22 protein-coding genes are annotated in these 22,051 nt (G+C 59.1%); 12 read left to right on the top strand and 10 right to left on the bottom strand.

The genetic code is table 11. The annotated features are described in order from the left end of the window. Positions 1–66 precede the first annotated feature (66 nt). Together DHN60_RS10180 and DHN60_RS10185 are read left to right on the top strand one after the other, a co-directional pair. Positions 67–1,053, top strand: a complete 987-nt coding sequence (locus tag DHN60_RS10180; protein WP_108837177.1) for a sugar phosphate isomerase/epimerase — start codon at positions 67–69, stop codon at positions 1,051–1,053. Continuing rightward, the gene (locus DHN60_RS10185) at positions 1,050–1,895 is read left to right on the top strand and encodes a PfkB family carbohydrate kinase (protein ID WP_108837178.1); all 846 of its coding nucleotides are present in this window, start codon (positions 1,050–1,052) and stop codon (positions 1,893–1,895) included. Before DHN60_RS10180 ends, DHN60_RS10185 begins: the two co-directional genes overlap by 4 nt. Here the strand turns inward: DHN60_RS10185 and DHN60_RS10190 are convergent. Both DHN60_RS10190 and DHN60_RS10195 read right to left on the bottom strand, forming a co-directional pair. Beyond that, entirely contained in the window at positions 1,880–2,722 is an 843-nt protein-coding gene (locus DHN60_RS10190; protein ID WP_108837179.1) for an amidohydrolase, read from the bottom strand. The two genes, DHN60_RS10185 and DHN60_RS10190, sit on opposite strands and share 16 nt — an antisense overlap. Continuing rightward, the gene (locus DHN60_RS10195; RefSeq protein ID WP_108837180.1) at positions 2,719–3,747 is read right to left on the bottom strand and encodes an aldo/keto reductase; all 1,029 of its coding nucleotides are present in this window, start codon (positions 3,745–3,747) and stop codon (positions 2,719–2,721) included. Before DHN60_RS10195 ends, DHN60_RS10190 begins: the two co-directional genes overlap by 4 nt. A 90-nt stretch (positions 3,748–3,837) precedes the next feature. Here DHN60_RS10195 and DHN60_RS10200 point away from each other — a divergent pair, with 90 nt between their 5' ends. The 5 genes from DHN60_RS10200 (at position 3,838) to DHN60_RS10220 (ending at position 9,949) form a co-directional block, all read left to right on the top strand. After that, positions 3,838–4,638 (top strand): BtpA/SgcQ family protein, encoded by an 801-nt coding sequence (locus tag DHN60_RS10200; RefSeq protein WP_108837181.1) that lies wholly within the window; start codon positions 3,838–3,840, stop codon positions 4,636–4,638. Beyond that, on the top strand, positions 4,635–5,729 hold the full coding sequence (locus tag DHN60_RS10205) for a M42 family metallopeptidase (protein ID WP_108837182.1): 1,095 nt from the start codon (positions 4,635–4,637) through the stop codon (positions 5,727–5,729). The genes DHN60_RS10200 and DHN60_RS10205 overlap by 4 nt, the downstream gene beginning before the upstream one ends. Then, entirely contained in the window at positions 5,729–7,222 is a 1,494-nt protein-coding gene (locus tag DHN60_RS10210) for an FGGY-family carbohydrate kinase (protein WP_108837183.1), read from the top strand. The genes DHN60_RS10205 and DHN60_RS10210 overlap by 1 nt, the downstream gene beginning before the upstream one ends. 173 nt (positions 7,223–7,395) lie before the next feature. Beyond that, the gene (locus DHN60_RS10215; RefSeq protein ID WP_108837296.1) at positions 7,396–8,991 is read left to right on the top strand and encodes a gamma-glutamyltransferase family protein; all 1,596 of its coding nucleotides are present in this window, start codon (positions 7,396–7,398) and stop codon (positions 8,989–8,991) included. Positions 8,992–9,007: 16 nt separating this feature from the next. Further along, positions 9,008–9,949, top strand: coding sequence for an acetamidase/formamidase family protein (locus DHN60_RS10220; protein WP_108837184.1), 942 nt, complete (start codon positions 9,008–9,010; stop codon positions 9,947–9,949). A 61-nt stretch (positions 9,950–10,010) separates the two neighbouring features. Here the strand turns inward: DHN60_RS10220 and DHN60_RS10225 are convergent, their stop codons facing one another. Together DHN60_RS10225 and DHN60_RS10230 are read right to left on the bottom strand one after the other, a co-directional pair. Further along, positions 10,011–10,940, bottom strand: coding sequence for a carbohydrate ABC transporter permease (locus DHN60_RS10225; RefSeq protein WP_108837185.1), 930 nt, complete (start codon positions 10,938–10,940; stop codon positions 10,011–10,013). Further along, complete coding sequence (locus tag DHN60_RS10230; protein WP_108837186.1) at positions 10,937–12,040, bottom strand: carbohydrate ABC transporter permease; 1,104 nt, start codon at positions 12,038–12,040, stop codon at positions 10,937–10,939. The genes DHN60_RS10225 and DHN60_RS10230 overlap by 4 nt, the downstream gene beginning before the upstream one ends. A gap of 180 nt (positions 12,041–12,220) precedes the next feature. Between DHN60_RS10230 and DHN60_RS10235 the strand changes: the two genes are divergently transcribed. Beyond that, complete coding sequence (locus DHN60_RS10235; protein ID WP_108837187.1) at positions 12,221–12,535, top strand: DUF3775 domain-containing protein; 315 nt, start codon at positions 12,221–12,223, stop codon at positions 12,533–12,535. A 113-nt stretch (positions 12,536–12,648) separates the two neighbouring features. Here DHN60_RS10235 and DHN60_RS10240 read toward each other — a convergent pair whose 3' ends face one another. After that, on the bottom strand, positions 12,649–14,274 hold the full coding sequence (locus tag DHN60_RS10240; RefSeq protein WP_108837188.1) for a substrate-binding domain-containing protein: 1,626 nt from the start codon (positions 14,272–14,274) through the stop codon (positions 12,649–12,651). Positions 14,275–14,490: 216 nt separating this feature from the next. On the opposite strand from DHN60_RS10240, the gene DHN60_RS10245 reads away from it, so the two are divergent. The 4 genes from DHN60_RS10245 to rbsK are packed head-to-tail and all read left to right on the top strand — an operon-like array spanning position 14,491 to position 17,565. Then, positions 14,491–15,534 carry an ABC transporter ATP-binding protein gene (locus tag DHN60_RS10245; RefSeq protein ID WP_108837189.1) on the top strand — a complete coding sequence of 348 codons (1,044 nt, stop codon included), beginning with the start codon at positions 14,491–14,493 and terminating at the stop codon, positions 15,532–15,534. Continuing rightward, the gene (locus DHN60_RS10250) at positions 15,534–16,181 is read left to right on the top strand and encodes an SGNH/GDSL hydrolase family protein (protein WP_108837190.1); all 648 of its coding nucleotides are present in this window, start codon (positions 15,534–15,536) and stop codon (positions 16,179–16,181) included. The genes DHN60_RS10245 and DHN60_RS10250 overlap by 1 nt, the downstream gene beginning before the upstream one ends. A gap of 30 nt (positions 16,182–16,211) precedes the next feature. Continuing rightward, positions 16,212–16,658, top strand: coding sequence for an RbsD/FucU family protein (locus DHN60_RS10255; RefSeq protein ID WP_108837191.1), 447 nt, complete (start codon positions 16,212–16,214; stop codon positions 16,656–16,658). 1 nt (position 16,659) lies between these two features. Continuing rightward, positions 16,660–17,565, top strand: coding sequence for a ribokinase (rbsK, locus tag DHN60_RS10260; protein ID WP_108837192.1), 906 nt, complete (start codon positions 16,660–16,662; stop codon positions 17,563–17,565). On the opposite strand, the gene DHN60_RS10265 is transcribed toward rbsK, so the two are convergent. From DHN60_RS10265 to DHN60_RS10285, 5 genes are read right to left on the bottom strand one after another with little or no spacing between them, the layout of a single operon-like run. Continuing rightward, complete coding sequence (locus DHN60_RS10265) at positions 17,562–18,485, bottom strand: SMP-30/gluconolactonase/LRE family protein (protein ID WP_108837193.1); 924 nt, start codon at positions 18,483–18,485, stop codon at positions 17,562–17,564. The genes rbsK and DHN60_RS10265 overlap by 4 nt on opposite strands. 23 nt (positions 18,486–18,508) lie before the next feature. Next, positions 18,509–19,453: a 2-hydroxyacid dehydrogenase gene (locus DHN60_RS10270; RefSeq protein WP_108837194.1), complete on the bottom strand. Its 945-nt coding sequence runs from the start codon at positions 19,451–19,453 to the stop codon at positions 18,509–18,511. A gap of 28 nt (positions 19,454–19,481) precedes the next feature. Beyond that, positions 19,482–20,195, bottom strand: coding sequence for a cytochrome b561 domain-containing protein (locus DHN60_RS10275; protein WP_108837195.1), 714 nt, complete (start codon positions 20,193–20,195; stop codon positions 19,482–19,484). After that, positions 20,195–21,130 carry a carbohydrate ABC transporter permease gene (locus DHN60_RS10280; RefSeq protein ID WP_108837196.1) on the bottom strand — a complete coding sequence of 312 codons (936 nt, stop codon included), beginning with the start codon at positions 21,128–21,130 and terminating at the stop codon, positions 20,195–20,197. The genes DHN60_RS10275 and DHN60_RS10280 overlap by 1 nt, the downstream gene beginning before the upstream one ends. Then, the gene (locus DHN60_RS10285; RefSeq protein ID WP_108837197.1) at positions 21,130–22,041 is read right to left on the bottom strand and encodes a carbohydrate ABC transporter permease; all 912 of its coding nucleotides are present in this window, start codon (positions 22,039–22,041) and stop codon (positions 21,130–21,132) included. Before DHN60_RS10285 ends, DHN60_RS10280 begins: the two co-directional genes overlap by 1 nt. Positions 22,042–22,051 lie beyond the last annotated feature (10 nt).

Consider the following 22,051-nt stretch of genomic DNA (forward strand, 5'->3'; position numbering starts at 1 on the left):
CCAATCTCTACATCGTTGGACTGCGAGTGATTGCGCCCATCCGTTAAGACCCGCTAGGGTCTGCAGATGACAAACGCCCAACCTCCCCGCTTTGCCGCCCGCCTGAATGCTTTTAAAATCGGAGCAGCCGCCTATTGGCCCGGCAAGAACACGATCACCACAGCTGATCTGCTGGCCCGTGCTGCCACTGCTGGATTGAACGCGGCTGACCTAAATTATCCGGATCATTTTGAAAAGGACAGCCCCGGCGATCTGGTGCGGGTGCTGGATGACAACGGCATGGTGCTGAACGGGATGGCGATGCGGTATTACACCGATCCCGGATACAAGCTGGGCGCTTTTACCCACCCCGACCCGTCCGTGCGCCGCGCCGCCATAGATGAGACCAAGCGGGGCTTGGATGTGCTGGCCGAGATGGGCGGCAACCTGATGACCCTGTGGATGGGCCAGGATGGTTTCGATTATTCCTTCCAGATGGATTACGCGCGCGCATGGGGGGAAACAATCGAGGCGATGATCGAGGTCGCCGATCATAACCCTGATCTGGACATAGCGCTAGAATACAAACCCAATGAACCCCGCGCCTTTGCATTGATGCCTGACGCGGCCACGACGTTGTTGGCCATAAAGGAGATTGGGCGCGACAACACCGGCGTAACCCTAGATTTTGCCCATGTGCTTTACGCTGACGAGATGCCTGCCTTTGCCGCCGCCCTTGTGGCGCGCCATTCCCGGATCTTGGGCGTGCATCTGAACGATGGATACGGGAAATGGGACAACGGCCTGATGGTGGGCGCGGTGCATCCCATTCAAACGGTGGAGTTGTTGGTGGAACTGGCGCGGATCAGATACGATGGCGCGCTCTATTTCGACACCTTCCCTGACCATTCCGGCCTTGATCCGGTGGAAGAGGCCCGCACCAATATCGAAGTGGTTGAGCGTTTGCGCCGCGTTGCCGCCCGGTTGGTCGACAACGCAGATTTGCAGGCGGCGATTGCCCGGCAGGATGCCCCACAGGCGATGCGGCTGGTGCAGGCAGCCATGCTGCCGTGAGCGTATTCATCGCCGGATCGCTGCATCTGGACGTGGTGCTGAGCGCGCCGCATTTGCCAAGAGCCGATGAGACTGTGACCGGCAGTGCGGTCGACTATGTCTTTGGCGGCAAGGGCGGCAATCAGGCTTTGGCCGCGGCGCGCATGGGGGCGGACGTGGCGTTTGCCGGTCGCGCAGGGTCAGACCGGTTTGGCGACATGATCCGCGAAGCGCTTGAAAACAGTCAGATCGACCTGTCGCAGTTGCAACGTGATGGTGGGCCAAGTGGCATGAGTGCCGCCATCGTGGACAAAAACGGCGACTACGGCGCGGTGATCGTATCGGCGGCGAACCTCAACATTGATGCACACGCAGTTGAGGTGCCGGATCGCACCTCTGTCGTCGTTTTGCAAAATGAAGTCCCTGAAGAAGTGAATGCGGCCATCGCACGAAAAGCCCGCGCGACTGGTGCGCAGGTTTGGCTAAACGCGGCCCCTGCCCGCCCGTTGTCAGATGCAGTTTTGGACGCAGTCGATGTGCTGATCGTGAACCGGGTTGAAGCGGCGTTTTATGCCGAAACAGCTGGCTCACACCGCGTGCTGACGACTCTTGGAGCCGAGGGTGTTGTGTATCAGGGGCGCAAATGGCCCGCCTTTTCAGTGGATGTCGTTTCCACCCACGGCGCGGGTGACATGTTTGTCGGCGCGCTCGCGGCTGAGGTGGATGCCGGGCGGGCGATTGATGAGGCCGTGCCTTTCGCCCAAGCTGCCGCAGCCTTGCATGTCTCTTTGGAATCGACCGAACGCGTCCGTATGGATCGTGCGCGGGTTGCGGCGTTTCTTGCCGCTCACTCCAGCCGGTAGAACCGCGTCGCCGTGCCACCAAACACGTCTGCGCGCTCCGGTTCAGACAGCGCTTCAGTCAGTTGCTGCGCAAGCCCGTGCCAGTCGGCGTACTCGCCCTTGAGCCGACACACCGGCCAATCGGACCCCCACATGACCCGCGCGGGCCCAAAAGCGCTCAGCACATGTTCGGCAAAGGGGCGCACATCGTCGGTGGTCCACCAATCGTCGGTTTCGGTGATGAGGCCGGAAAATTTACAGACCCCGGATGTGTTTTCAGCCAGCGCAGACATCCCGTCCGCCCATTGCGAAAACGCATCCTTGCCCGCTTGGGCATCACGTATTTGCGGCTTCATGCAATGATCATAGACCACACGCATGTCCGGATAGCGCTGCATCAGGGTCAGGAAATTGGGCAGGTGCTGGGGAAAGCCCAAGGCGTCAAACGTCAGGTCCAGATCGACAAGCGCACCATACGCCCATTGCACATCATCGCGCAGCATCCAGTTCACGTCTGGAATATCCTGGATCATGGGCCGCACACCCAAAAACTTGGGATGCGCAGCAAGGCGTTTGAGGTGCCCAAGATGTGATGGATCCTCAAAATCCACCCAACCGACAACCCCCTTGATGAACGGCGTCGCGTCCGCCAGCCCCAGCATGTATTCAGTTTCCTGAACCGTTGCTGCCGCCTGCACAAGAACCGTGCCATCGATCCCGAGCGCGTCCAGCGTCGGGGCCAGATCATGCGGGCCATAGGCGCGATTGAGGGTCGCGTTATCCTGCGGCATCCAGTCATAATCGCCGCGCAAGGGTTGCCAAAAGTGCTGATGCGCGTCGATTTTCATGTGGGTGCGTCTTCGCGAAGCAGCCCCTTGGCCTTGAGGTCTGCCCAAAGGGCTGGCGGAATGTCCGCATGCGCCGCTGCGAGGTTTCCGGCCATTTCAGAGGTGCCCTGCCCGCCCGGAATGACCGCGACATGGGCCGGATGCAGCAGCGGGAATTGGAAGGCCGCGTCGACCAAGCGCACGTTATGATCCGCGCACACGGCCTCAATCGCGCTGACCCGGTCCAGCACGCCTTGTGGCGCCAGTTCATAGTTGTAATAGGCCCCTTGTCGCGCGCCCGTGGCGAGGATGCCCGAATTGTAGGGCCCGCCTGTCACGATCCCGATCCCGCGTGCCTCGCAGAGGGGCAAAAAGCTGTCCAGCGCCGTCTGTTCCAGCAGCGTGTAGCGCCCCGCCAGCAGGAACAGGTCGAAGTCACCGCGTTCGGCCAGGGTCTGGCAGACCTCCCATTCATTGATGCCGCCGCCGATGGCCTTGATCAGCCCCTGATCGCGCAAGGACACCATCGCGTCATAGCCACGTCCACCAAAGAATTCCTCGATCCGCATGTCCGAGATTTCCTTGGAGCCGTGCGAAAAGATGCACAGATCGTGGACATAAAGGATGTCGATCCGATCCACTCCAAGGCGAGAAAACGAATGCTCGAAAGATCGCATGACGCCGTCATAGGTGTAATCGTATTGCTCGCGCCGCTGGGGTACTTCGAACCATTTGCCCACGCCGCTGCGATGTTCGGGCGCACAGGCCTGAATAAGCCGCCCGACCTTGCTGGAGAGCACATAATCATCACGAGGCTTGTCCCGCAGGAATGGATTGAGCCGGGTTTCAGACAGGCCCAAGCCGTAAAGAGGTGCTGTATCATAATACCGCACGCCCCCGTCCCAAGCAGCATCCAGCGTCGCGCGCGCTTCGGTATCCGAGATCGCCTTGTACAGGTTGCCCAAGGGTGCTGTCCCGAACCCAAGTTCGGTGAACGTCAGCCCGCCGTTGCCAAGCCTGTCGTAGTGCCGCGTTTTCAGTGCCATGCCAGTATCCTCCCGTTCGCTGAACTCTAACCCACATTTCCTTTGCGTGAACAGAGAGCGGGCCATAAAGTTGCGTTTGGGGGGACGTCTATGACAGCGAATTTTGAACAGGTGTTCGGGCGCACAAAGCCTGTCATCGGGATGGTGCATCTGGGCGCTTTGCCCGGCACACCACTACATGACCCGACCTTTGATCTGGTAAAGGGCGCGCGTGCCGATTTGTTGGCCTTGCAGGATGCCGGGTTCGACGCGGTGATGTTTGGCAATGAAAACGACCGCCCTTATGAATTGTCGGTCGACACCGCGTCGACCGCTGCGATGGCGGCGATAATTGGCCAGCTAAAGTCCGACATCACGGTTCCATTTGGCGTGAACGTCTTGTGGGATCCGATGGCGAGCGTGGCTTTGGGTGCGGCAACAGGCGCACAGTTTATTCGCGAGATTTTCACCGGCACCTATGCGTCAGACATGGGTGTTTGGAGCCCGGATGCGGGCAAGGCGATGCGCTATCGCGACCGCTTGGGTCGCTCGGACATGGCAATGTTGTTCAATGTCTCGGCCGAATTTGCCCATTCACTGGATCAACGCCCCTTGGCAGATCGCGCGCGCAGTGCTGTGTTTTCCTCCATCCCGGATGCGGTGCTGGTGTCGGGCCAAATTACCGGCGAGGCCGCGGCACTCAGCGATCTTGAGGCGGTGAAGGCGGTGTTGCCGGACATTGCAGTCATGGCCAACACCGGGGTCAAGCACGACACGGTGCAGGATGTACTGCGGATTGCGGATGGCTGCATCGTCGGTTCGTCTTTGAAGATTGACGGCGATACGTGGAAGGCCATCGATCCCGATCGCGCGCGCGACTTCATGGACCGGGTGCGGGCGGTGCGCGGATGAAGGACCGCATTCGCACCGATCTGCTAGACCTGATGCAAGTGCCGGGCCTTTCGGGCCACGAGGATCGTGTCCGCCGCGCCATACGACATCGATTGGGCGAAGTTGGCGTAAAGGCCGACACAGACCGGCTGGGCAATCTGGTGACGCATTTTCCGGGCGATGGCCCCAGTGTGATGCTGTTCACCCACATTGATCAGCTTGGGTTTATCGTGCGCCGCATCGAGGCGGACGGGCTAATCCGCCTCGAACGTCTGGGGGGCGTTCCGGAACGTGCGCTGGCCGCCCAAGAGGTGTTGATCTGCATCGGCGAAGGGCGCGATGTGCCCGGTGTCATCGCCAACAAAAGCCATCATGCGACCGCCCCGGATGAAAAGTACCGCGTGACACCCTATTCCGAAGTGTTCGTCGATACCGGGTTGGCGTCGGCAGAGGCAGTCGAGGCGACCGGCATCCAAATCGGATCGCCTGTGGTTTATGCACCGCACGCCCGCGCGCTTGCCGATGATCGCATCATGGGCACCAGCGTGGATGATCGCGCGGGCTGTGCCGTTCTTTTGGAAATGGCACGCCTTTTGAACGCCCGCACCAGTGGTCCCCCCGTGCATCTGGCCTTTAGCGTACAGGAAGAATTCAATCTGCGCGGCGCTCTGCCTTTAGCACAGAAATTGCGCCCGGATATCGCGATCCAACTGGATTTGATGCTGGCCACAGACACACCCGATATGGGAGCGCGGGGTGACATGTTCCTTGGGGGTGGGCCGGGCATGAGCCTTTATTCCTTTCATGGGCGCGGCACGCTTAATGGCGTGATCCCCCATCCGGCGATGGTTCATCTTTTTGACGACACGGCGCGCGCGCAAGGCATCCCGTTGCAACGGAGTGCGCAAGTCGGGGTGCTGACTGATCTGTCCTATGTACAGCTCGTCGGGGACGGCGTTGCGGCGGTCGATATGGGCTTTCCCATGCGGTACTCGCATTCCGCGCGCGAAGTGTGTGATCTGAATGATCTGGTGTCGTTGACCCGATTGCTAGACGCCGCACTGGCGCGGATTGGCCCCGATTTTTCGCTGGATAGGGATGACTACACCTGATGGCCTACACGCTTGGCATTGATATCGGCACCTATGAAACCAAGGGCGTCTTGGTGGATACAAACGGCGTCATCCACGCACAGGCCGCGCGCGGGCACAAGATGCTGGTGCCCCAACCCGGCTGGGCCGAACACCGCCCCGAAGAGGACTGGTGGGGCGATTTTGTATTTGTGGCCAAAGCCTTGTTGGCGGACAGCGGCGTTGATCCCAGCGAAATCAAGGCTGTGGCGTGCAGTGCCATCGGGCCGTGCATGCTGCCCGTCGATGAAAACGGCGCACCGTTGATGAATGGTGTACTTTACGGTGTGGACGGGCGCGCCGAGGCCGAAGTGCGTGAGCTGACCGACCGGATTGGCGAGGATACGATCATTGCGCGCTGCGGCAATGCGCTGACATCACAATCGGTGGGGCCAAAAATCCTGTGGCTAAAGCGTCACCGCCCCGACCTGTTTGCGCGCACGGCCCATATCCTGACCTCAACCAGTTTCCTCGTCCAGCGGCTGACCGGCGAAGTGGTGATCGATCATTACACTGCGGCCAACTTTTCGCCGCTCTATGATGTGGCCACGCAAACTTGGATCGACGATCTGGCGGATGACATCGTCCCGTTGGACAAGCTTCCGCGCTTGCTGTGGTCAAACGAGGTGGCCGGCACCATCACCCCGGCAGCGGCCGCCGAAACCGGCCTTGCCGTTGGCACGCCTGTGACCGCAGGCACCATTGATGCAGCTGCCGAAGCGTTTTCGGTGGGTGTCGATCAACCGGGTGACATGATGATGATGTATGGGTCGACCATCTTCATCATCCTGAGGGCGCAAACCCAAGTGGCTGACCCGCGCATCTGGTATGCGCCGTGGTTATTTGAGGGCGAACACGCATCGATGGCGGGCCTTGCCACGTCTGGCACCCTCACGCACTGGTTCCGCGATCAGCTTGCCCCCGATCTGGACCCCGCCACGGCCTTTCCAAAGCTCGCCGAAGAAGCCGCAACATCGCCCCCCGGCGCCAACGGGCTTTTGATGTTGCCTTACTTCTCAGGCGAGCGGACGCCGATCCATGATGTAAACGCCAAGGGCGCGATTTTCGGGCTGAACCTGACGCACACGCGCGGCGACATGTACCGCGCACTGATCGAAGGGATCGCCCATGGCACGCGGCACGTGACCGACACCTTTGCCGAATTGGGACAAAGCCCCGCGCGCCTTTTGGCCGTGGGTGGTGGCACCAAAAATGCCCTGTGGTTGCAAGCCACATCCGACATCACCGGCATAGACCAGATCGTGTGCGAAAAGACGACGGGTGCCAGTTATGGCGATGCCTTCATGGCTGCTTTGGCCGTTGGGCTGGTAGAACGCGCTGATATCAACCAATGGAACCCGGTCCAGCAGACGATCACCGCGCACCCCACTGATACCTATGACCGCGCGCACGCTTTGTTCCGCAAGCTTTATGAACAGACCAAGGACATTGCAGCGGACTTGGGCGCGCTTTGAAGCAAACGGCTGGCGGAAAAGCACGAAAGTTAGGAAAAAACACGCAACGCCCGCGCGACACGGGCGGTCACTCAGCCGCATCAAAGCGGTTGAGGCTCGGAATTGGGTCGCAGTCCGTCGCAACACCGCTATCTTAGCCGCAACGACAAACATAAAAGATGGACCATCCCCCAATGGAAATCAAAAGCACGCATCACTATCCGTCCCGGCGCTCAGCGGTTCTGGCGGACAATCTCGTCTCAGCTTCGCAACCCTTGGCGGCCCAGGCAGGTCTTGCCATGTTGGCCCAAGGCGGCAACGCGGTTGATGCAGCTATTGCCACGGCCATTGCGCTGACCTTGGTGGAGCCGACGGGGAATGGTGTTGGTTCGGATGCCTTTGCGATTGTGTGGGACGGATCAGAGTTGCATGGGTTGAATGCCTCTGGCCGTTCCCCTGCCGGCTGGACGCCAGAGCGTTTCGCAGGCCATGACGCGATGCCCTTTCGCGGCTGGGAAAGCGTCACAGTTCCGGGTGCTGTGTCGGCTTGGGTTGCGCTGTCCAAACGGTTTGGCAAGCTGCCCTTTGCCGATCTGTTCAAGCCGACAATCGATTATGCCGAGAACGGATTTTTGGTATCCCCTGTCATCGCAGCCTTGTGGAGCCGGGCCGAAGCACAATTGGCCGACTACCCCGGTTTTGCCGAGGCCTTTCTGCCCGAGGGCCGTGCTCCCAAAGCGGGTGAGCGGTTTTTCAACAAGCCGCTGGCAAAAACCTTGCGGTCCATCGCTGAATCGGACGGTTCATCATTTTACGAAGGTGCGCTGGCCGAGCAAATTTGCGCCTTTGCCAAGGAACATGGGGCCGCACTAACCACACAAGACATGAAAGCGCATGAGGCCGACTGGTGCGGTACGATTTCGAAGTCGTTTGGTCAGTGCACCTTGCATGAAATCCCCCCAAACGGTCAGGGGATTGCGGCCCTGAGTGCGTTGGGCATTCTGTCACATACCGGCATTCGCGATCTGGACGCAGACGATCCCCAAGCCTTCCATTTGCAGATTGAGGCGATGAAACTGGCCCTGCGCGATGCGGAGGCCTATGTCGCCGATCCGGGGCACATGAGTGCTGTGAGCGCTGACGACCTGCTGGATGACACCTACCTTGCCAGCCGCGCGGCCCTGATCGATGCAACACGCGCGCAGGATTTTGGCGCAGGTGCGCCCAAGAACGGTGGCACCGTCTATCTGACGGCGGCGGATGCGTCGGGCATGATGGTGTCCTTCATTCAATCAAACTATGCCGGGTTCGGTTCGGGCGTGGTTGTCCCCGGCACGGGCATCAGCTTGCAAAACCGAGGTGCCGGTTTTTCGCTGGACCCCGGCAGCCCCAACCGTGTCGGCCCGAACAAACGCCCCTTCCACACGATCATTCCCGGTTTCCTCATGGGGCCAGACGGACCATTGATGAGCTTTGGGGTCATGGGCGGCCCGATGCAGGCACAGGGCCACTTGCAAATGGTTTTGCGCACACAAATCTGGGGCCAAGATCCGCAGATGGCCGTGGATGCGCCGCGCTGGCGGGTGACCGAGGGCCTCGGCATCGCCTGCGAAGACACCATGCCCCGCGCCACCTTGGACGCACTCGCCGGTCTTGGTCACCAGATATCGCTTGAAGCACCCGATAACGCCTTCGGCTTTGGCGGTGCGCAATTGATCCACCGGCTGCCCGGTGGCGGGTATGCGGCAGGGTCCGATCCCCGCAAGGACGGACTGGCGATAGGGTTTTGATCATGAAGGACACGCAATGACAACGACGCTGACGGCCAGTCCAGAAACCTGTGCGTGGGGCTTTTTCGACGCAACTGCGGCCGCGGTGGCCGAAGTGCAAAGCGGAGACGTGATTACCATTGAAACCGTGTCAGGTGGGCCGGGTGAATTGCCGCCGGAGGGCCAAGGGTTCTTTGTGCCACCCGAACTTTTGGACATCCACGCGCGATCCGAACGGCACCTGCCCGGGCACATCCTGACAGGGCCTGTCGCCATCAAAGGGGCCAGGCCGGGCGACGTGCTAGAGGTGCAGATTCTTGATGTCACATGCCGCCAGAACTGGGGCTGGAACCTGATCCGTCCGCTGGCGGGCACGTTGCCTGACGATTTCCAACAGGCGCGCACCGAAATCATTCCGATGGACTTAGAGGCCATGACGGCCCACCTGTCTTGGGGCCTCGAGTTGCCACTGAACCCGTTCTTTGGCGTGATGGGGGTCGCCCCACCGCCCAATTGGGGACGTATCTCGACCATCCAGCCGCGCCAGCACGGCGGCAATCTGGACAACAAAGAACTCGTCGCGGGAACAACGCTTTTTCTGCCCGTTTTTGTCGAAGGGGCGATGTTTTCCTGCGGTGACGGGCACGGCGCGCAAGGCGACGGCGAGGTCTGTGTGACGGCCATCGAAACGGCGCTGAGCGGAACATTCCGTCTGACCCGACGGGACGACATGCAACTGGCGCACCCGCGCGCGCAAACGCCGACCCATCTCATCACTATGGGTCTGCATCCTGATCTTGATCAATGCGTGGAAATTGCGTTGCGCGATATGATTGCGTGGATCGTCGTTCGCACGGGGCTGAGCCGCGAAGACGCCTATATGCTGTGTTCGCTGGCTGGGGATTTGCGAATCACACAAACGGTCAATGGCAACAAAGGTGTGCACATGATGATGCAGACCGCATTGTTGGATCAGTAAGTTTTAGGCAGTGAGGGTGCGCGGGGCAATTGACACCAGTTCAAATGCGGCGCGCGCCCTGCTACTTCACAGCACCGGCCGCCATGCCCTTGATGATGTATTTCTCCAGGAAAATCGCAACAATCACGAGCGGTAAGATCGCGGCCGACGACAGCGCCGCCATCGACCACCAGTTGATCCCCTGAGACCCTGTTTGAGAGGCCACCATCACCGGCAGCGTGGTCGCGTTCGTTGCTGTCAAAAGGGCGGCAAAGAAGTATTCGTTCCAGCACAGAACGAGGCTCAGGATAAACGCCGCGACCATACCGGGCAGAGCAATGGGCAACACGATCTGAAAGAACGATCCCCAGATACCAAGCCCGTCCACAAGGGCCGCCTCCTCCAACTCCACAGGTATCCCCTGAAACTGGTCACGCATGATCCAGATCACGATAGGGAGCACCATTAGGGTATAAAGCAGGATCAGCCCGATGCGGGTGTCCAGCAGAGCGAGCGACTTGTAAAGCACAAGGAATGGCAGAGCGAGCACAACCGGTGGCAGGATCATCTGGCTGAGGAAAAAGAACGAGATGTCCGAATTGCGCATAAAGCCAAAACGGTAGTTGAAGCGGGACAGCCCATAGGCTGCCAATGAACCGAGGATGACAGCAAGCAAAGACGCGGAAACCGCAATAACAGTGCTGTTCCAGAACCGTTTCAGGAACTCTTCGCGCACCGTCGACACTTCGCCGATCAGACGCGGTGAAATGCCGATGCTTTCCCACCCCTTCCAACGCGGTGTGAAATCCCACCACGGGATCAGGTTGCCTTTCATCACATCCGGCGCAAGCTTGAACGAGGTGGTGATCGTCCAGAAGATCGGGAACAGACAGATGATGGCCCATGTGATCAGGGCCGCGTAAATCGCAACGCGGCTGGCCCACCATTTGGTTTTGACACGGGTGTCTGCGGCGTGGTCTTTGAAGACCGCATTTGTCTGGGTGGCGGTCATGCGGGGCGCTCCATCCAGCGGCTTACGAGTTTCAAAAGCAGCGTGACAAAGATCACGATCAGCACAAGGTACACCATCGCAAGCAATGTGCCGTAGCCGACATTCGAGCGGTCCCGATACTCCCGGAAGATAAAGCTGGTAACAGAGTCAGTGGCGCCCCCCGGCCCACCGGAAGTGACGTTGATGATCACATCCGCCAGCTTCAGTTTAAAGATGATCCGGATGACGACTGCCGTGACCGACACCGGCAGCATCAGGGGAAAGATCACCTCCTTGAAACTCTGCCAGCCTGACGCACCATCGACCTTGCTGGCCTCGATCACCTCACTCGGCAAGGCCTGCAAGCCAGCAAGCAGCATGATCATCATAAATGGAATAAACGTCCACGCATCCATCGCCATGATCATAAATCGCGCGATCTCCGGATTGCCAAAAAAGCTTGGCTCAAACCCCAGCTCGCGGATCAATCGGGAAATGGGGCCAAAGCGGACCTCGAGCATCGACTTGCCGATCATCCACGACACAGCCACGGGGCTAAGCATCAGGGGCAGCAGGAACACGACCCGAAAGAATTTTCGCGCCCGGATTTGGGCGTTCAAAAGCAGGGCGAGGCCAAAGGCGATCACGTATTCCACACTGACGGCGAGCACGTAATAAACCATGTTTTTCAAGGCGTTCCAGTAGAACCCGTCATTCCACATCTGCACCATATTATCCCAGCCATTGGGCTGCGGACCATTGGGTGAGGCAAGGTTCCAGTCGGTGAACGAGATATAGAGCGCGAACAGAAGCGGAAAGACGACAAGTGAGATCACAAACAGTGCGGCCGGCAGCACAAACAGCGTGCGCTTGCCCTTTTCCCCGTTCACGATGACCTGCGCGGCACACAGGGCAAAGGCCCAAAGGACATAGGCATACAGGATGGGCCGCCAGGTTTCGAACCCGCTGGCGACGCGGCCCGTTTCGTACATCATCTGCCAGATGGCGAGAGCCGCGCACAGACCGGCAGAGCCCCAGACCATGGCCTTGCCCAGACGGCGGCGTTGGTCCGAGATGTTATCGGCTGTGACGGTATGAAGAAGGTCGCCTTCGGTGCTCATACTGTGACGTTAACGAGGTGGATGTGATGTGTTAAGCTGAAAAACCGTTTTGATGGTTTGCGCTGGGAAAGATGCCGCCGATCACCCCTCGTTACGACAAGAGGATCGACGCCACGCGGTTTTTGTGCTTGCCTCTGGAAAGACGGTTTGAACCTTTTGTCCAATGCGGGGTGACCTAACATGCTTGAAATCAGCACCGGAAAAGTCGTCAGGGTGATCATGCTGACCCGCGAGAACGGCCCCGATGGAGTCCATCTTGCTGAGTATATCGGGAGCCTCAATGACGATGAAAAGGTAAACCTTGTCGCCGTCATGTGGATCGGGCGCGGCAGCTTTGATGCGGATGAGCTAGAGGAAGCATTGGCCGAAGCGCGGGCAGAGGCGACCGCCCCGACCGAGCGGTATCTTTCGGGCATTCCGGGACTGGCCGAGCATCTGGAAAACGGGCTGGAGGCCTTGGGAATTAATGTGACGGATGCCGAGGACCGGTTCTGAGCGCCAAGGCGCGGGCACAGGACCTGTAAACAAACAGGTCTGAAATCGCGCAGCCGCCAGAGGGAAAAGACGCAACCCGTAGGCTGCGTCCTTGATGTATTATCGCGAGAGCATCACAGCCCGAGCGACGCCTTGTAGACTGCGATCTGACTGTCACGTCCGATCTGGTCCGTGATCTCTTCCCAGGCTGCCGCAATCGCGTCCGCGGTTTCCTGAGCCGAGCCATACTGACCGGCATAGCCTTTGGCCAACTCATCCTCAGCAACCGAGTAGTACTGGAAGATACCCGGAATCCGGGGTTCGATGGCCGCGTTGGGGTGGTTGTAACTGTCCGCGTTTGAGCCGAGGTAGTCTTCGACGTATGCGCGGTCGTAACCTGCCTCTTCCCACTCTTCGAACTGGAAGTGCGAGTTGCGGTAAGGCTGGAAGCCCGACGGATAGGCCGAAGCCCAAAGCGACAGGTCTTTGCCACCCAGATGGGCTGCGGCGGACCAAGCGGCCTTTTTCTTCTTCTCGTCGCCTTCCACGGTCGCCATGACGTACACACCCCAGCCGATATAGGCCATGTTGGGTGCCTCGTTACGGGTGTCTTCCCATGCGCCCGCTTGGGCGTTGTACACACGATCCGAGGCCGGGTTGACGCCAAATCCGACAACATCGCCCACAACGGACGTATCAGAGGTGCGCGCGGATGATCCCACATCGCCCCACCACATCAGCATCGAACCTGTACCAGCAAGGAACTGCTGGAAGGCAGTCGTGCCGGGGTCCGCGTTGATCTGGTCAGTTGGGTATGCGCCCGCGTCGATCAGGTCCATCACATCCTGAATGGCCTGTACCCAAGCCGGGTTGTTGACCATCGGTTTCATGGTGTCCGGTTCAAACAGCCATGCTGGCGAGTTTGGATGCTTGGCATAGGCAGACGCGCGGTTTTCAAGGAAGTAGAAGCCGAAGCCACCCCAGCCTTTGAGCGGATCAAGATAGCCGTGTGCAGGCAGTCCGGTTAGCGGGTCTTCTTTGCCGACAAGGTCTTTGGAAACCTGATTGATCTCTTGCCATGTGGTGGGCACCTCTGCGCCGCCAATGCCATCGGGACCAAAGTAGTCTTTACGATACGCAAACGTATGGCAGTCACCGTCGATGGACACGCGATAGGTCTTGCCATCCCACGTGCCGACGGGGGCCTTGAGGTAGTCCACATAGTCATCCATGTCGATCTGCTCTTTGACCCAGTCAGGCATCTCGGATGCAAGACCCTTGCCCAGCACATCACCCTCGAACGGTGCACCCATTTCGATAATGTCGAAATCGACCGTACCGGTGGCAATGGATTGCTGCAGACGCGCGTTATAGTCGGCTTGGGCCAGATCGATCCAGTTGATCTTGGCGCCTGTGTAAGCCTCCCAAGGTTTCAGGAACCCGCGGAACAGGAAGTTGTGAAGGTTCTGGTTGTTCAGACCCATAAAGGTCAGCTCGACACCTTCAAACTCACCTTCGGCCACGTTGCCTTTGGTCGCGCCAAGACACATCTCGCCAACTTTTTGCCAATCACTGTCAGTGGGCGAACCCGCCCCGACACCGGGAATCTTGAGAATTTCTGCGCGGACATTGCCGTGTCCATCCGCCATACCTGTTTTTGGCATCATCGCCAGCGCACCAACCGCAGCAGTGCCTTTGAGCATCTCGCGCCGGTTCATTTTCTGTGCCGCGCGGATGTAATTATAGAGTTCGACTTTCACGTTTATCCTCCCAAGAAAACATTTATCGTTTTGGCGAGGCCAACGGACAAAGCTGAAAAATTACTTTGTTTTATGAACAGGCTGTGCCTGTCCGTTCCCCCACAAGGGTCGAGTATGGTTGATCTTTACCTCAAGTCAACTGACGTCATGCAATGGGCGTGGACAGGGCAAACTGCATTGGCTAGCATCCATTTCAGGGCGGGGAGATTTCAGTATATGGCAGGCGTCAAGATTGAGGACATTCGAAAGTCCTATGGGGCGGTCGAGGTCATCCACGGATTGAACGTCGATATTGCTGACGGCGAGTTCGTGGCGCTGGTCGGTCCGTCGGGGTGCGGCAAGTCTACATTGCTGCGCATGATCGCAGGGCTTGAACCCATCAACAGTGGCACCATCGCCATTGGTGATCGCGTTGTGAACAACCTGCCCCCGTCCGAACGTGACATCGCGATGGTGTTCCAGACTTATGCGCTTTATCCGCACAAATCCGTGGCCGAAAATATGGGCTTTGCCCTCAAAGTCTCCAAGGCGCCCCGCGCCGAGATTGACCGGCGCGTGCGCGAAGCCGCCGAGATCCTCAGCCTGACTGAATATCTGGACCGCAAGCCCCGCCACCTGTCCGGGGGGCAGCGTCAACGGGTCGCCATGGGCCGCGCCATTGTGCGCGATCCGCAGGTGTTTCTGTTTGACGAGCCGCTGTCCAACCTCGATGCCAAGCTGCGCATACAGATGCGTACGGAAATCAAGGAACTGCATCAGCGGCTCAAGACCACCACCGTCTTTGTCACCCATGACCAGATCGAAGCCATGACACTGGCCGACCGCATCGTTGTCATGCAGGCCGGCCACATCGAACAGGTGGGAACCCCACTTGAGCTTTACGACAACCCGCGCAACGACTTTGTGGCGACCTTCATTGGCGCGCCCTCGATGAACCTTCTGGCAGGCACGCGAAGCGACGGGCAGGTCAGCGTTGGTGATCAGAAGTTTGCAGGACCCTCGGGCACCGGAAACATCAAGTTGGGCATCCGTCCAGAACACCTGATCCTTGCCGACGACGGACTCCCGATGCAGGTCAAGGTGGTTGAGCCGACGGGCGCTGAAACGATGGTGTTCCTGCGCTTTGACGATCAGGATGTGACGGCCGTGTTCCGCGAACGCCATGCGTTTGAACCCGGTCAGACGATCCACCTTAAACCTGACCCCGATCACATCCACATCTTTGATGCGGAAACAGGCCAACGCGTGGATGCAGGCTGATGCCGCAGCGCACCGTTCTATGCTTTGGCGACAGCAACATCCACGGCACGCGGGCCATGCGCCACATGGGCGACCGGCGACGACTGGAACGCAATCAACGCTGGCCCACAGTCATGGCCACGGTCTTGGGCCCGGACTGGGATGTCATCGCCGAAGGGCATCCAGGTCGCACCTCGGTCTTTGAGGACCCTATCGAGGGTGCGCACAAAAGCGGGCTGCGTGCTCTACACGCGTTATTAGAAAGCCACCGCCCGATTGATCTGGTGCTGATCATGCTCGGCACAAACGATCTCAAGGCGCGCTTTGGACTAAGCGCCAGCGACATTGCTCTTGGTATCCAACGGCTCGCCCTTGAGGTCCGTCGCTCTGACAGCGGTCCTGATGGCACTGCGCCACAGGTCATGCTGATGGCCCCGGTTCGTGTCCTTGAAATGGGCTGTCTGTCAGAGATATTTTCGGGTGCCGAAAACACCTCTTCAGCGCTGCCCGGCCATCTGGCGCAAATTGCGGCGTCTCAGGATTTCGGTTTTACCGACACAAATTCAGTGGCCCGGGTCGACCCAGTTGACGGCGTTCACCTGAGCGCGGAAAGTCATGCAGCCATTGGTGCACATGTGGCCAAGGCCGTGACGGATTTTATGGCTTAGACCAACTAGACCAACTTGGGGGGGCAAAACATGCTCAAAGGAATTGATCCGATACTGAACGCCGATGTGCTTTATGCGCTGCGGGCGATGGGGCATGGGGATGATCTGATTATCTCGGATACGAACTTTCCTGCCGACAGCGTGGCCCGTGAAACCACGTTGGGCGAGGTCTTGCGCATTGATCGATCTGCGGCCGAAGTGGTCGAGGCGGTCCTATCCCTCTATCCTATCGACACCTTTGTGGATGACGCCGCTGCGCGGATGGAGGTGGTCGATGAGCCCGATACAATCCTGCCCGTGATGCAGGAAGTGCAGACCAAAGTCAGCGCGGCGGGTGGCCCAACCATGATCGGCGTCGAACGGTTTGCGTTTTATGACCGCGCCAAGCAGGCTTATGCGGTGATCCAAACGGGCGAGCGCCGCTTTTATGGGTGTTTTGCACTGCGCAAAGGGGTGATCCCCCCGGACGAAGCCTAAGATGGGTACCGTTGCCATCCTCGGCGTCTTTGTCGCCGACACCGCCTATCGCGCCGCGCGTATGCCCAAGATGGGCGAGACAGTCATGGGCACCTCATTTGCCCTTGGGCCCGGCGGCAAGGGGTCCAACCAAGCCGTTGCCTGTGCCCGGCTGGGCGCGCAAACCCATATGATCAGCAAACTGGGGCAGGACGATTTTGGCCGACTGGCTTTGGACACATGGGCCGAGGCAGGCGTAACCCCGCACGTCGAACAGTGCGCCGACAGCTATACTGGTGCCGCGTTTATCTTTGTGGATGACGCAACTGGCGACAATGCAATCATCGTCTCACCCGGAGCCGCCGCACTCATCAGCGCGGCAGATGTCGACGCCCATGCGACCCTGATCCAAAGCGCGGACGTTTTTGTCACCCAACTCGAACAGCCCATGGCCGCCGCCATGCGCGGGCTTGAGATTGCGCGGACAGCAGGGGTAACGACCATCCTGAACCCCGCCCCCGCCGCAGAACTGCCAGAGGGTATGTTGGCCCTATGCGACTACGTCACTCCCAATGAAACGGAAGTTGAGGCGCTTACCGGCATCGCAGTCCATACACCTGCGGATGCAGAGCGAGCCTGCGATGCGTTGCTCGCTCTCGGTGTGAAAACCCCGATCGTCACAATGGGCGGTCAAGGCGCCTTTCTGCACGGACACGGGCTGGTGCCCGCTGTCGACGCAGGCCCGGTAGTCGAAACCACGGGCGCCGGGGATGCATTCAACGGCGCACTTGCTGCCGCGTTGTCGGAAAAGCGCACGTCACTCGAGGCCGTTCAATACGGCTGTGCCACTGCTGGTCTGTCTGTAACTGCGGCCGGTACTGCGCCCTCGATGCCAACGCGGGAACAGGTTGACGCGCTACTAGGTTAGCGTGCGCCATTCACATTGAGATAGACCGCGTAAAGCGACGTTGTCGCTGTGATGAACAAGCGGTTCAACTTGGGCCCGCCAAAGCACACGTTCGAGACAATCTCGGGGATGTTGATCTTGCCGATCAAGGTGCCGTCGGTGTCGATGCAGTGCACGCCGTCCTCTGCCGAGGACCAGATACGCCCGTCCCGATCAAAGCGGAAACCATCAAACAGACCTGCGGTACAATCGGCAAACACCTCGCCTCCGCTCAGTGACTGACCGTCTGCATTGACGGTGTGACGGCGGATATGCGCAGGGCCTCCGGGCGTGTGGGTGGCCCCGGTATCGGCAATGAACAGCTCGGATTCATCCGGGGAAAAGGCCAGTCCGTTGGGTTTGACGTAGTCGGTTGTGACTTGCGTCAGCCCCCCCGTTTCAGGATCACAGCGATAGACATGGCAAGCGCCAATCTCGCTTTCTGCCCGCTCCCCTTCATAGTCCATCAGGATGCCATAGCTGGGGTCGGTGAACCAAACGGAGCCATCCGATTTCACAACCACATCATTTGGGGAATTCAGGCGTTTGCCCTCGAACCGATCTGCCAGCACCTTGATCGATCCGTCATGTTCGGTGCGCGTCACCCGGCGGGCCAGATGTTCGCAGGACACAAGCCGCCCCTGCCCGTCCACGGTGTGTCCGTTGGTGTTGTTTGACGGATCGCGAAACACTGACACAGACCCGTCCGTTTCGTCCCAGCGCATCATCCGATTGTTGGGGATGTCGGACCACACAAGGTACCGGCCAGCCGCGAAATAGGCAGGCCCCTCGACCCAGCGCATACCGGTGTGCAGCCGCTCGACCTTTGCATGGCCGATAAAGCAGGCCTCGAACCGAGGATCGAGCACTTCGAAACCAGTGCCGTCTAGGGTGCCAAACATGGTGTCTCTCCTCTGGGTGCCGCTTAGTTGACAGGCGTCAACAATGCCTCGCCTGCAAAGTAGGCCGCAAGATTGTCACGTTGCAACTGCCCCATGGTTTTGCGGGTCTCGACAGTGCCAGAAGACTGGTGGGGGGACAGCACAACGTTGTCGAGTTGGAGAAAGCGGGGATCAATATCAGGTTCGTTCCGAAACACGTCCAGCGCTGCACGTCCCAAAGCGCCACTTTCGAGCGCGTCCAGCAAGGCGCTTTCGTCCAGGGTCGTCCCGCGCGAGGCGTTGACCAAAAACCCGTCAGGCCCCAACGCGGTGATCGCATCGGCACCGATAATGCCCATTGTCTCAGGCCCGCCCGACACAGTGACGACCAGCGTTTGAACGGTGCGCACAAGGTCAACGATATCGGCGTGATGCGTCCAGCCCGGCGTGTCCTTTGCGCTGCGGGCATAGTAATGGATGTCGCAGCCAAAGGGCACGAGGCGCTCGGCCACCGCGCGGCCAATGCGACCAAGACCGACGATCCCTACGGTGCTGCCCGACACTTTGCGTTGAAGTGTATAGGCGCCGCGCGCGGCCCAGCGTCCTGACCTGATCCAGTCCGACGCACCAATCATCCCGCGTGACCCGGCGATCAACATGCCCACGGCAAGGTCGGCCACATCTTCGGTCAAGACATCTGGCGTATTGCTCACCCGAATGCCCTTTGAGGTCGCGTACTCTACATCAATCGTGTCGAACCCAACCCCGTAATTGGCAATCATTCCCAACTTGGGGAAAGCGTCCATGATATCTGCACCCAAGTTGTCATGTCCGCGAAAAGCAAACGCCTCGACCCGCTCAAACGCCTCATTGGGCAAGCTGTCGAGCGGGGCTCCATGTGGCAGATTATAGACCACGTATTCCGCCTCCATCGGGACAGTGTCCCAGTCGTCATAGGTCTCAAATGTCAGGATATGGCGTTTACTCATGAGCGCTCCAATGTGGGGGCTGTGGTGTTCAATGGGGGTGCAAGTGATCAAGGTGGTCTTTGTTCGGAACCGCAGTTGGCTGCGCATTGCCCGGATGGGCCGGGTCATCTCCCCAAATTGCATGGTAACTGGTCACCGCCATGCCGCGCCGTTCCATCATCACAACCAATGCACCCAGTGTGACCCACCACAGTACCAACACCACCCACATCCAGTTCGGGGCGTTCGCGTGCAATAGTCCGTAAATGATCGTGACCGCGGCCAGCACCAACACACCATAGCCCACCGATTTGTGCACTGCCTCAAAAACACGGCGGCGGCGTGTCATATCATAGTGATCACCGTTCAAACTACCATCCTTGGCGGGTTCGGTCGGCCCCCCCTTGCTGCCCCGAAAGAGCCCAAGAAGGACCTGGACCGTCAGCCCTGCCAACACCCCGCACCCCAAAATCCCGTGCAGGCTTGCGTCACGAAATTGCACCGGCAGCACCAGCACGAGGGCCGTTACAGACAAGCCCAGAACCAGCATCTGACCCATCCAATGTGCGCGCCACCATGTCTGATTGTCCAACTCGCGCGGCCAGTCTTGTCCGGGCATCACCTTGAAATAACGTGCAAAAAATACAGCCATTGGGGAAAGAATGCCCCAGGCCAGCACCATGAACCGGCCATGCCAAGCCACAGCAAACTCCACCAGATGCGGCGCATCCGCATTGATGGGAGAGAGCAGCCAGTTCAGCATCAGCCCTTGACCGCACCAGCCGTCATGCCGGTGATAATCTGACGCGACGCGAACAGGGTAAAGATAATCGGCGGGATCGCCAGCAACATGCCCGTGGCCATGATCACCCCCCATTCGACGTTGAATTCGGACATGTTGTTCACAATCAGGATCGGCATCGTGCGCGTGTCACGATCCGACAGGGCTGAGGCCAGCAGGTATTCGTTCCACGCGATGCGGAATGTGAAAATGGCCGCCGCCGCAAGCCCGGGTTTGATCAGCGGGAGAACGACTTTGAAGAACACCTGAAACGGCCCTGCCCCGTCAACACGTGCGGCCTCTTCGAGGCTACGCGGCACCTGCACGATAAAGCTTTGCAAGATCCAGATCACGAAGGGCAGGTTCATCGCCACATAAATCAGAATGATGCCTGAATGCGTTCCAGCAAGGCAGACATCGCCCCGCCCGCCAAAGGTGTCGCGGATCGCGCCGCCGATCAGCCCATCGCGGTCCAGACAGAATTCATTGTTCCACAGGCCGAAAACAGGCACCAGCAACACCGCCGGGGGCACCATACGCACCATGAGCGTGCTCAAGGACACGGTATCGCGCCCCATGAAACGGAACCGCACCAGCGCATAAGCCGCCATGCACCCGATCACCAAGGTTAAAACGGTTGAAATCAGCGCGATGATCAGTGAGTTGATGAACGCCCCGCCGAACTTGAGCGAGCAGAAATCAACGTGATCTGGTTCGTACCAAAGCACATCGCACAGCGCCTTTTCGTAGTTTTGGATCGTGGGCAGAAAGATCAGCCCCGAACTGCCCGAGATGATATCCACGTCCAGCTTGAACGAGTTCATGAACATCAGGATCACAGGCCCCACGGACATGAAAACCAGCAACGCGATGACCGCATAGAAAGCTGGGTTCGCTTTTGTGTTTGGGCTCGCCATCAGTCGTCCTCCTCCACCAACGCTTGCACCCTAGCGGCGCGTGTCTCTTGCCAACGGTTGAAGGCGAACATCGCCACAGTCAGCAGCAAGAGCAGTATAAGCAGGTAGTTCGACATAGCAGCGGCCACGCCCAACTCGCGGAATTCGGTTGCGGTACGCGAGATGCGCAGGGCAAGGATTTCGGTGGAAAGGCCCGGCCCCCCTTCGGTCATCACAAGGATCACTTCGAGCACTTTGAAGGCATCGATCAGGCGCAAAAGGCCGGTGACGATCAGAACAGGCATCATTAAGGGCAGTTTGATGTGAATGACCTGCTGCCAGGCCGTTGCCCCATCAATGCGCGCCGCTTCAAGGGCGGAACGGGGCAAGGATTGCAGCGCGGCCAGCGACAGGATGAAGATAAACGGGGTCCATTGCCAGATATCGGCAATGATGATGGACATCAGCGCGTGCTGCCCCAACCAGTCGACGGTCGGCAGGCCGATCCCGTCAAGAAAGCGGTTAAAGGTGCCCACCGTGGGGTGATACATGTAACGCCACATTAGGCCCACCACGACGGGGGCGATCATCATCGGCAGGATGAACATGGTGCGCAACACCGAGATCCCGCGAATGTCACGATCCAGCAGCAAGGCAAGGCCCACGCCCAGGACCATCTCGATGCTGACAACGAAAAAGGCAAAACGCAGCGTGACGCCAAGGCTTTCGTGGAAATTCGGGTCACCCCACAAGGTGATGTAGTTCTTGAGGCCCACAAACTCGGCCTCGCCAATGGTCTGGCTGGGGTTCCAATCGCGGAAACTGCCCCAGATCATGTAGCCCAGCGGGTACATCAGGGCGAGCGCCATGATGACGATGGCGGGTGCCATGAACATGTATGGGGTCAGGCGGTTGGCCATGGCAGTACGCATGACGGGAACC

This window comes from Tateyamaria sp. Alg231-49 (genome assembly GCF_900143535.1).
GTDB lineage: Bacteria > Pseudomonadota > Alphaproteobacteria > Rhodobacterales > Rhodobacteraceae > Tateyamaria.

Bases quoted from the DNA above. Each gene is read 5' to 3' on its own strand.
- DHN60_RS10180 (WP_108837177.1), top strand. From the start codon at position 67: ATGACAAACGCCCAACCTCCCCGCTTTGCCGCCCGCCTGAATGCTTTT.
- DHN60_RS10190 (WP_108837179.1), bottom strand. From the start codon at position 2,722: ATGAAAATCGACGCGCATCAGCACTTTTGGCAACCCTTGCGCGGCGAT.
- DHN60_RS10195 (WP_108837180.1), bottom strand. From the start codon at position 3,747: ATGGCACTGAAAACGCGGCACTACGACAGGCTTGGCAACGGCGGGCTG.
- DHN60_RS10200 (WP_108837181.1), top strand. From the start codon at position 3,838: ATGACAGCGAATTTTGAACAGGTGTTCGGGCGCACAAAGCCTGTCATC.
- DHN60_RS10205 (WP_108837182.1), top strand. From the start codon at position 4,635: ATGAAGGACCGCATTCGCACCGATCTGCTAGACCTGATGCAAGTGCCG.
- DHN60_RS10210 (WP_108837183.1), top strand. From the start codon at position 5,729: ATGGCCTACACGCTTGGCATTGATATCGGCACCTATGAAACCAAGGGC.
- DHN60_RS10215 (WP_108837296.1), top strand. From the start codon at position 7,396: ATGGAAATCAAAAGCACGCATCACTATCCGTCCCGGCGCTCAGCGGTT.
- DHN60_RS10220 (WP_108837184.1), top strand. From the start codon at position 9,008: ATGACAACGACGCTGACGGCCAGTCCAGAAACCTGTGCGTGGGGCTTT.
- DHN60_RS10225 (WP_108837185.1), bottom strand. From the start codon at position 10,940: ATGACCGCCACCCAGACAAATGCGGTCTTCAAAGACCACGCCGCAGAC.
- DHN60_RS10230 (WP_108837186.1), bottom strand. From the start codon at position 12,040: ATGAGCACCGAAGGCGACCTTCTTCATACCGTCACAGCCGATAACATC.
- DHN60_RS10235 (WP_108837187.1), top strand. From the start codon at position 12,221: ATGCTTGAAATCAGCACCGGAAAAGTCGTCAGGGTGATCATGCTGACC.
- DHN60_RS10245 (WP_108837189.1), top strand. From the start codon at position 14,491: ATGGCAGGCGTCAAGATTGAGGACATTCGAAAGTCCTATGGGGCGGTC.
- DHN60_RS10250 (WP_108837190.1), top strand. From the start codon at position 15,534: ATGCCGCAGCGCACCGTTCTATGCTTTGGCGACAGCAACATCCACGGC.
- DHN60_RS10255 (WP_108837191.1), top strand. From the start codon at position 16,212: ATGCTCAAAGGAATTGATCCGATACTGAACGCCGATGTGCTTTATGCG.
- rbsK (WP_108837192.1), top strand. From the start codon at position 16,660: ATGGGTACCGTTGCCATCCTCGGCGTCTTTGTCGCCGACACCGCCTAT.
- DHN60_RS10265 (WP_108837193.1), bottom strand. From the start codon at position 18,485: ATGTTTGGCACCCTAGACGGCACTGGTTTCGAAGTGCTCGATCCTCGG.
- DHN60_RS10270 (WP_108837194.1), bottom strand. From the start codon at position 19,453: ATGAGTAAACGCCATATCCTGACATTTGAGACCTATGACGACTGGGAC.
- DHN60_RS10275 (WP_108837195.1), bottom strand. From the start codon at position 20,195: ATGCTGAACTGGCTGCTCTCTCCCATCAATGCGGATGCGCCGCATCTG.
- DHN60_RS10280 (WP_108837196.1), bottom strand. From the start codon at position 21,130: ATGGCGAGCCCAAACACAAAAGCGAACCCAGCTTTCTATGCGGTCATC.
- DHN60_RS10285 (WP_108837197.1), bottom strand. From the start codon at position 22,041: ATGCGTACTGCCATGGCCAACCGCCTGACCCCATACATGTTCATGGCA.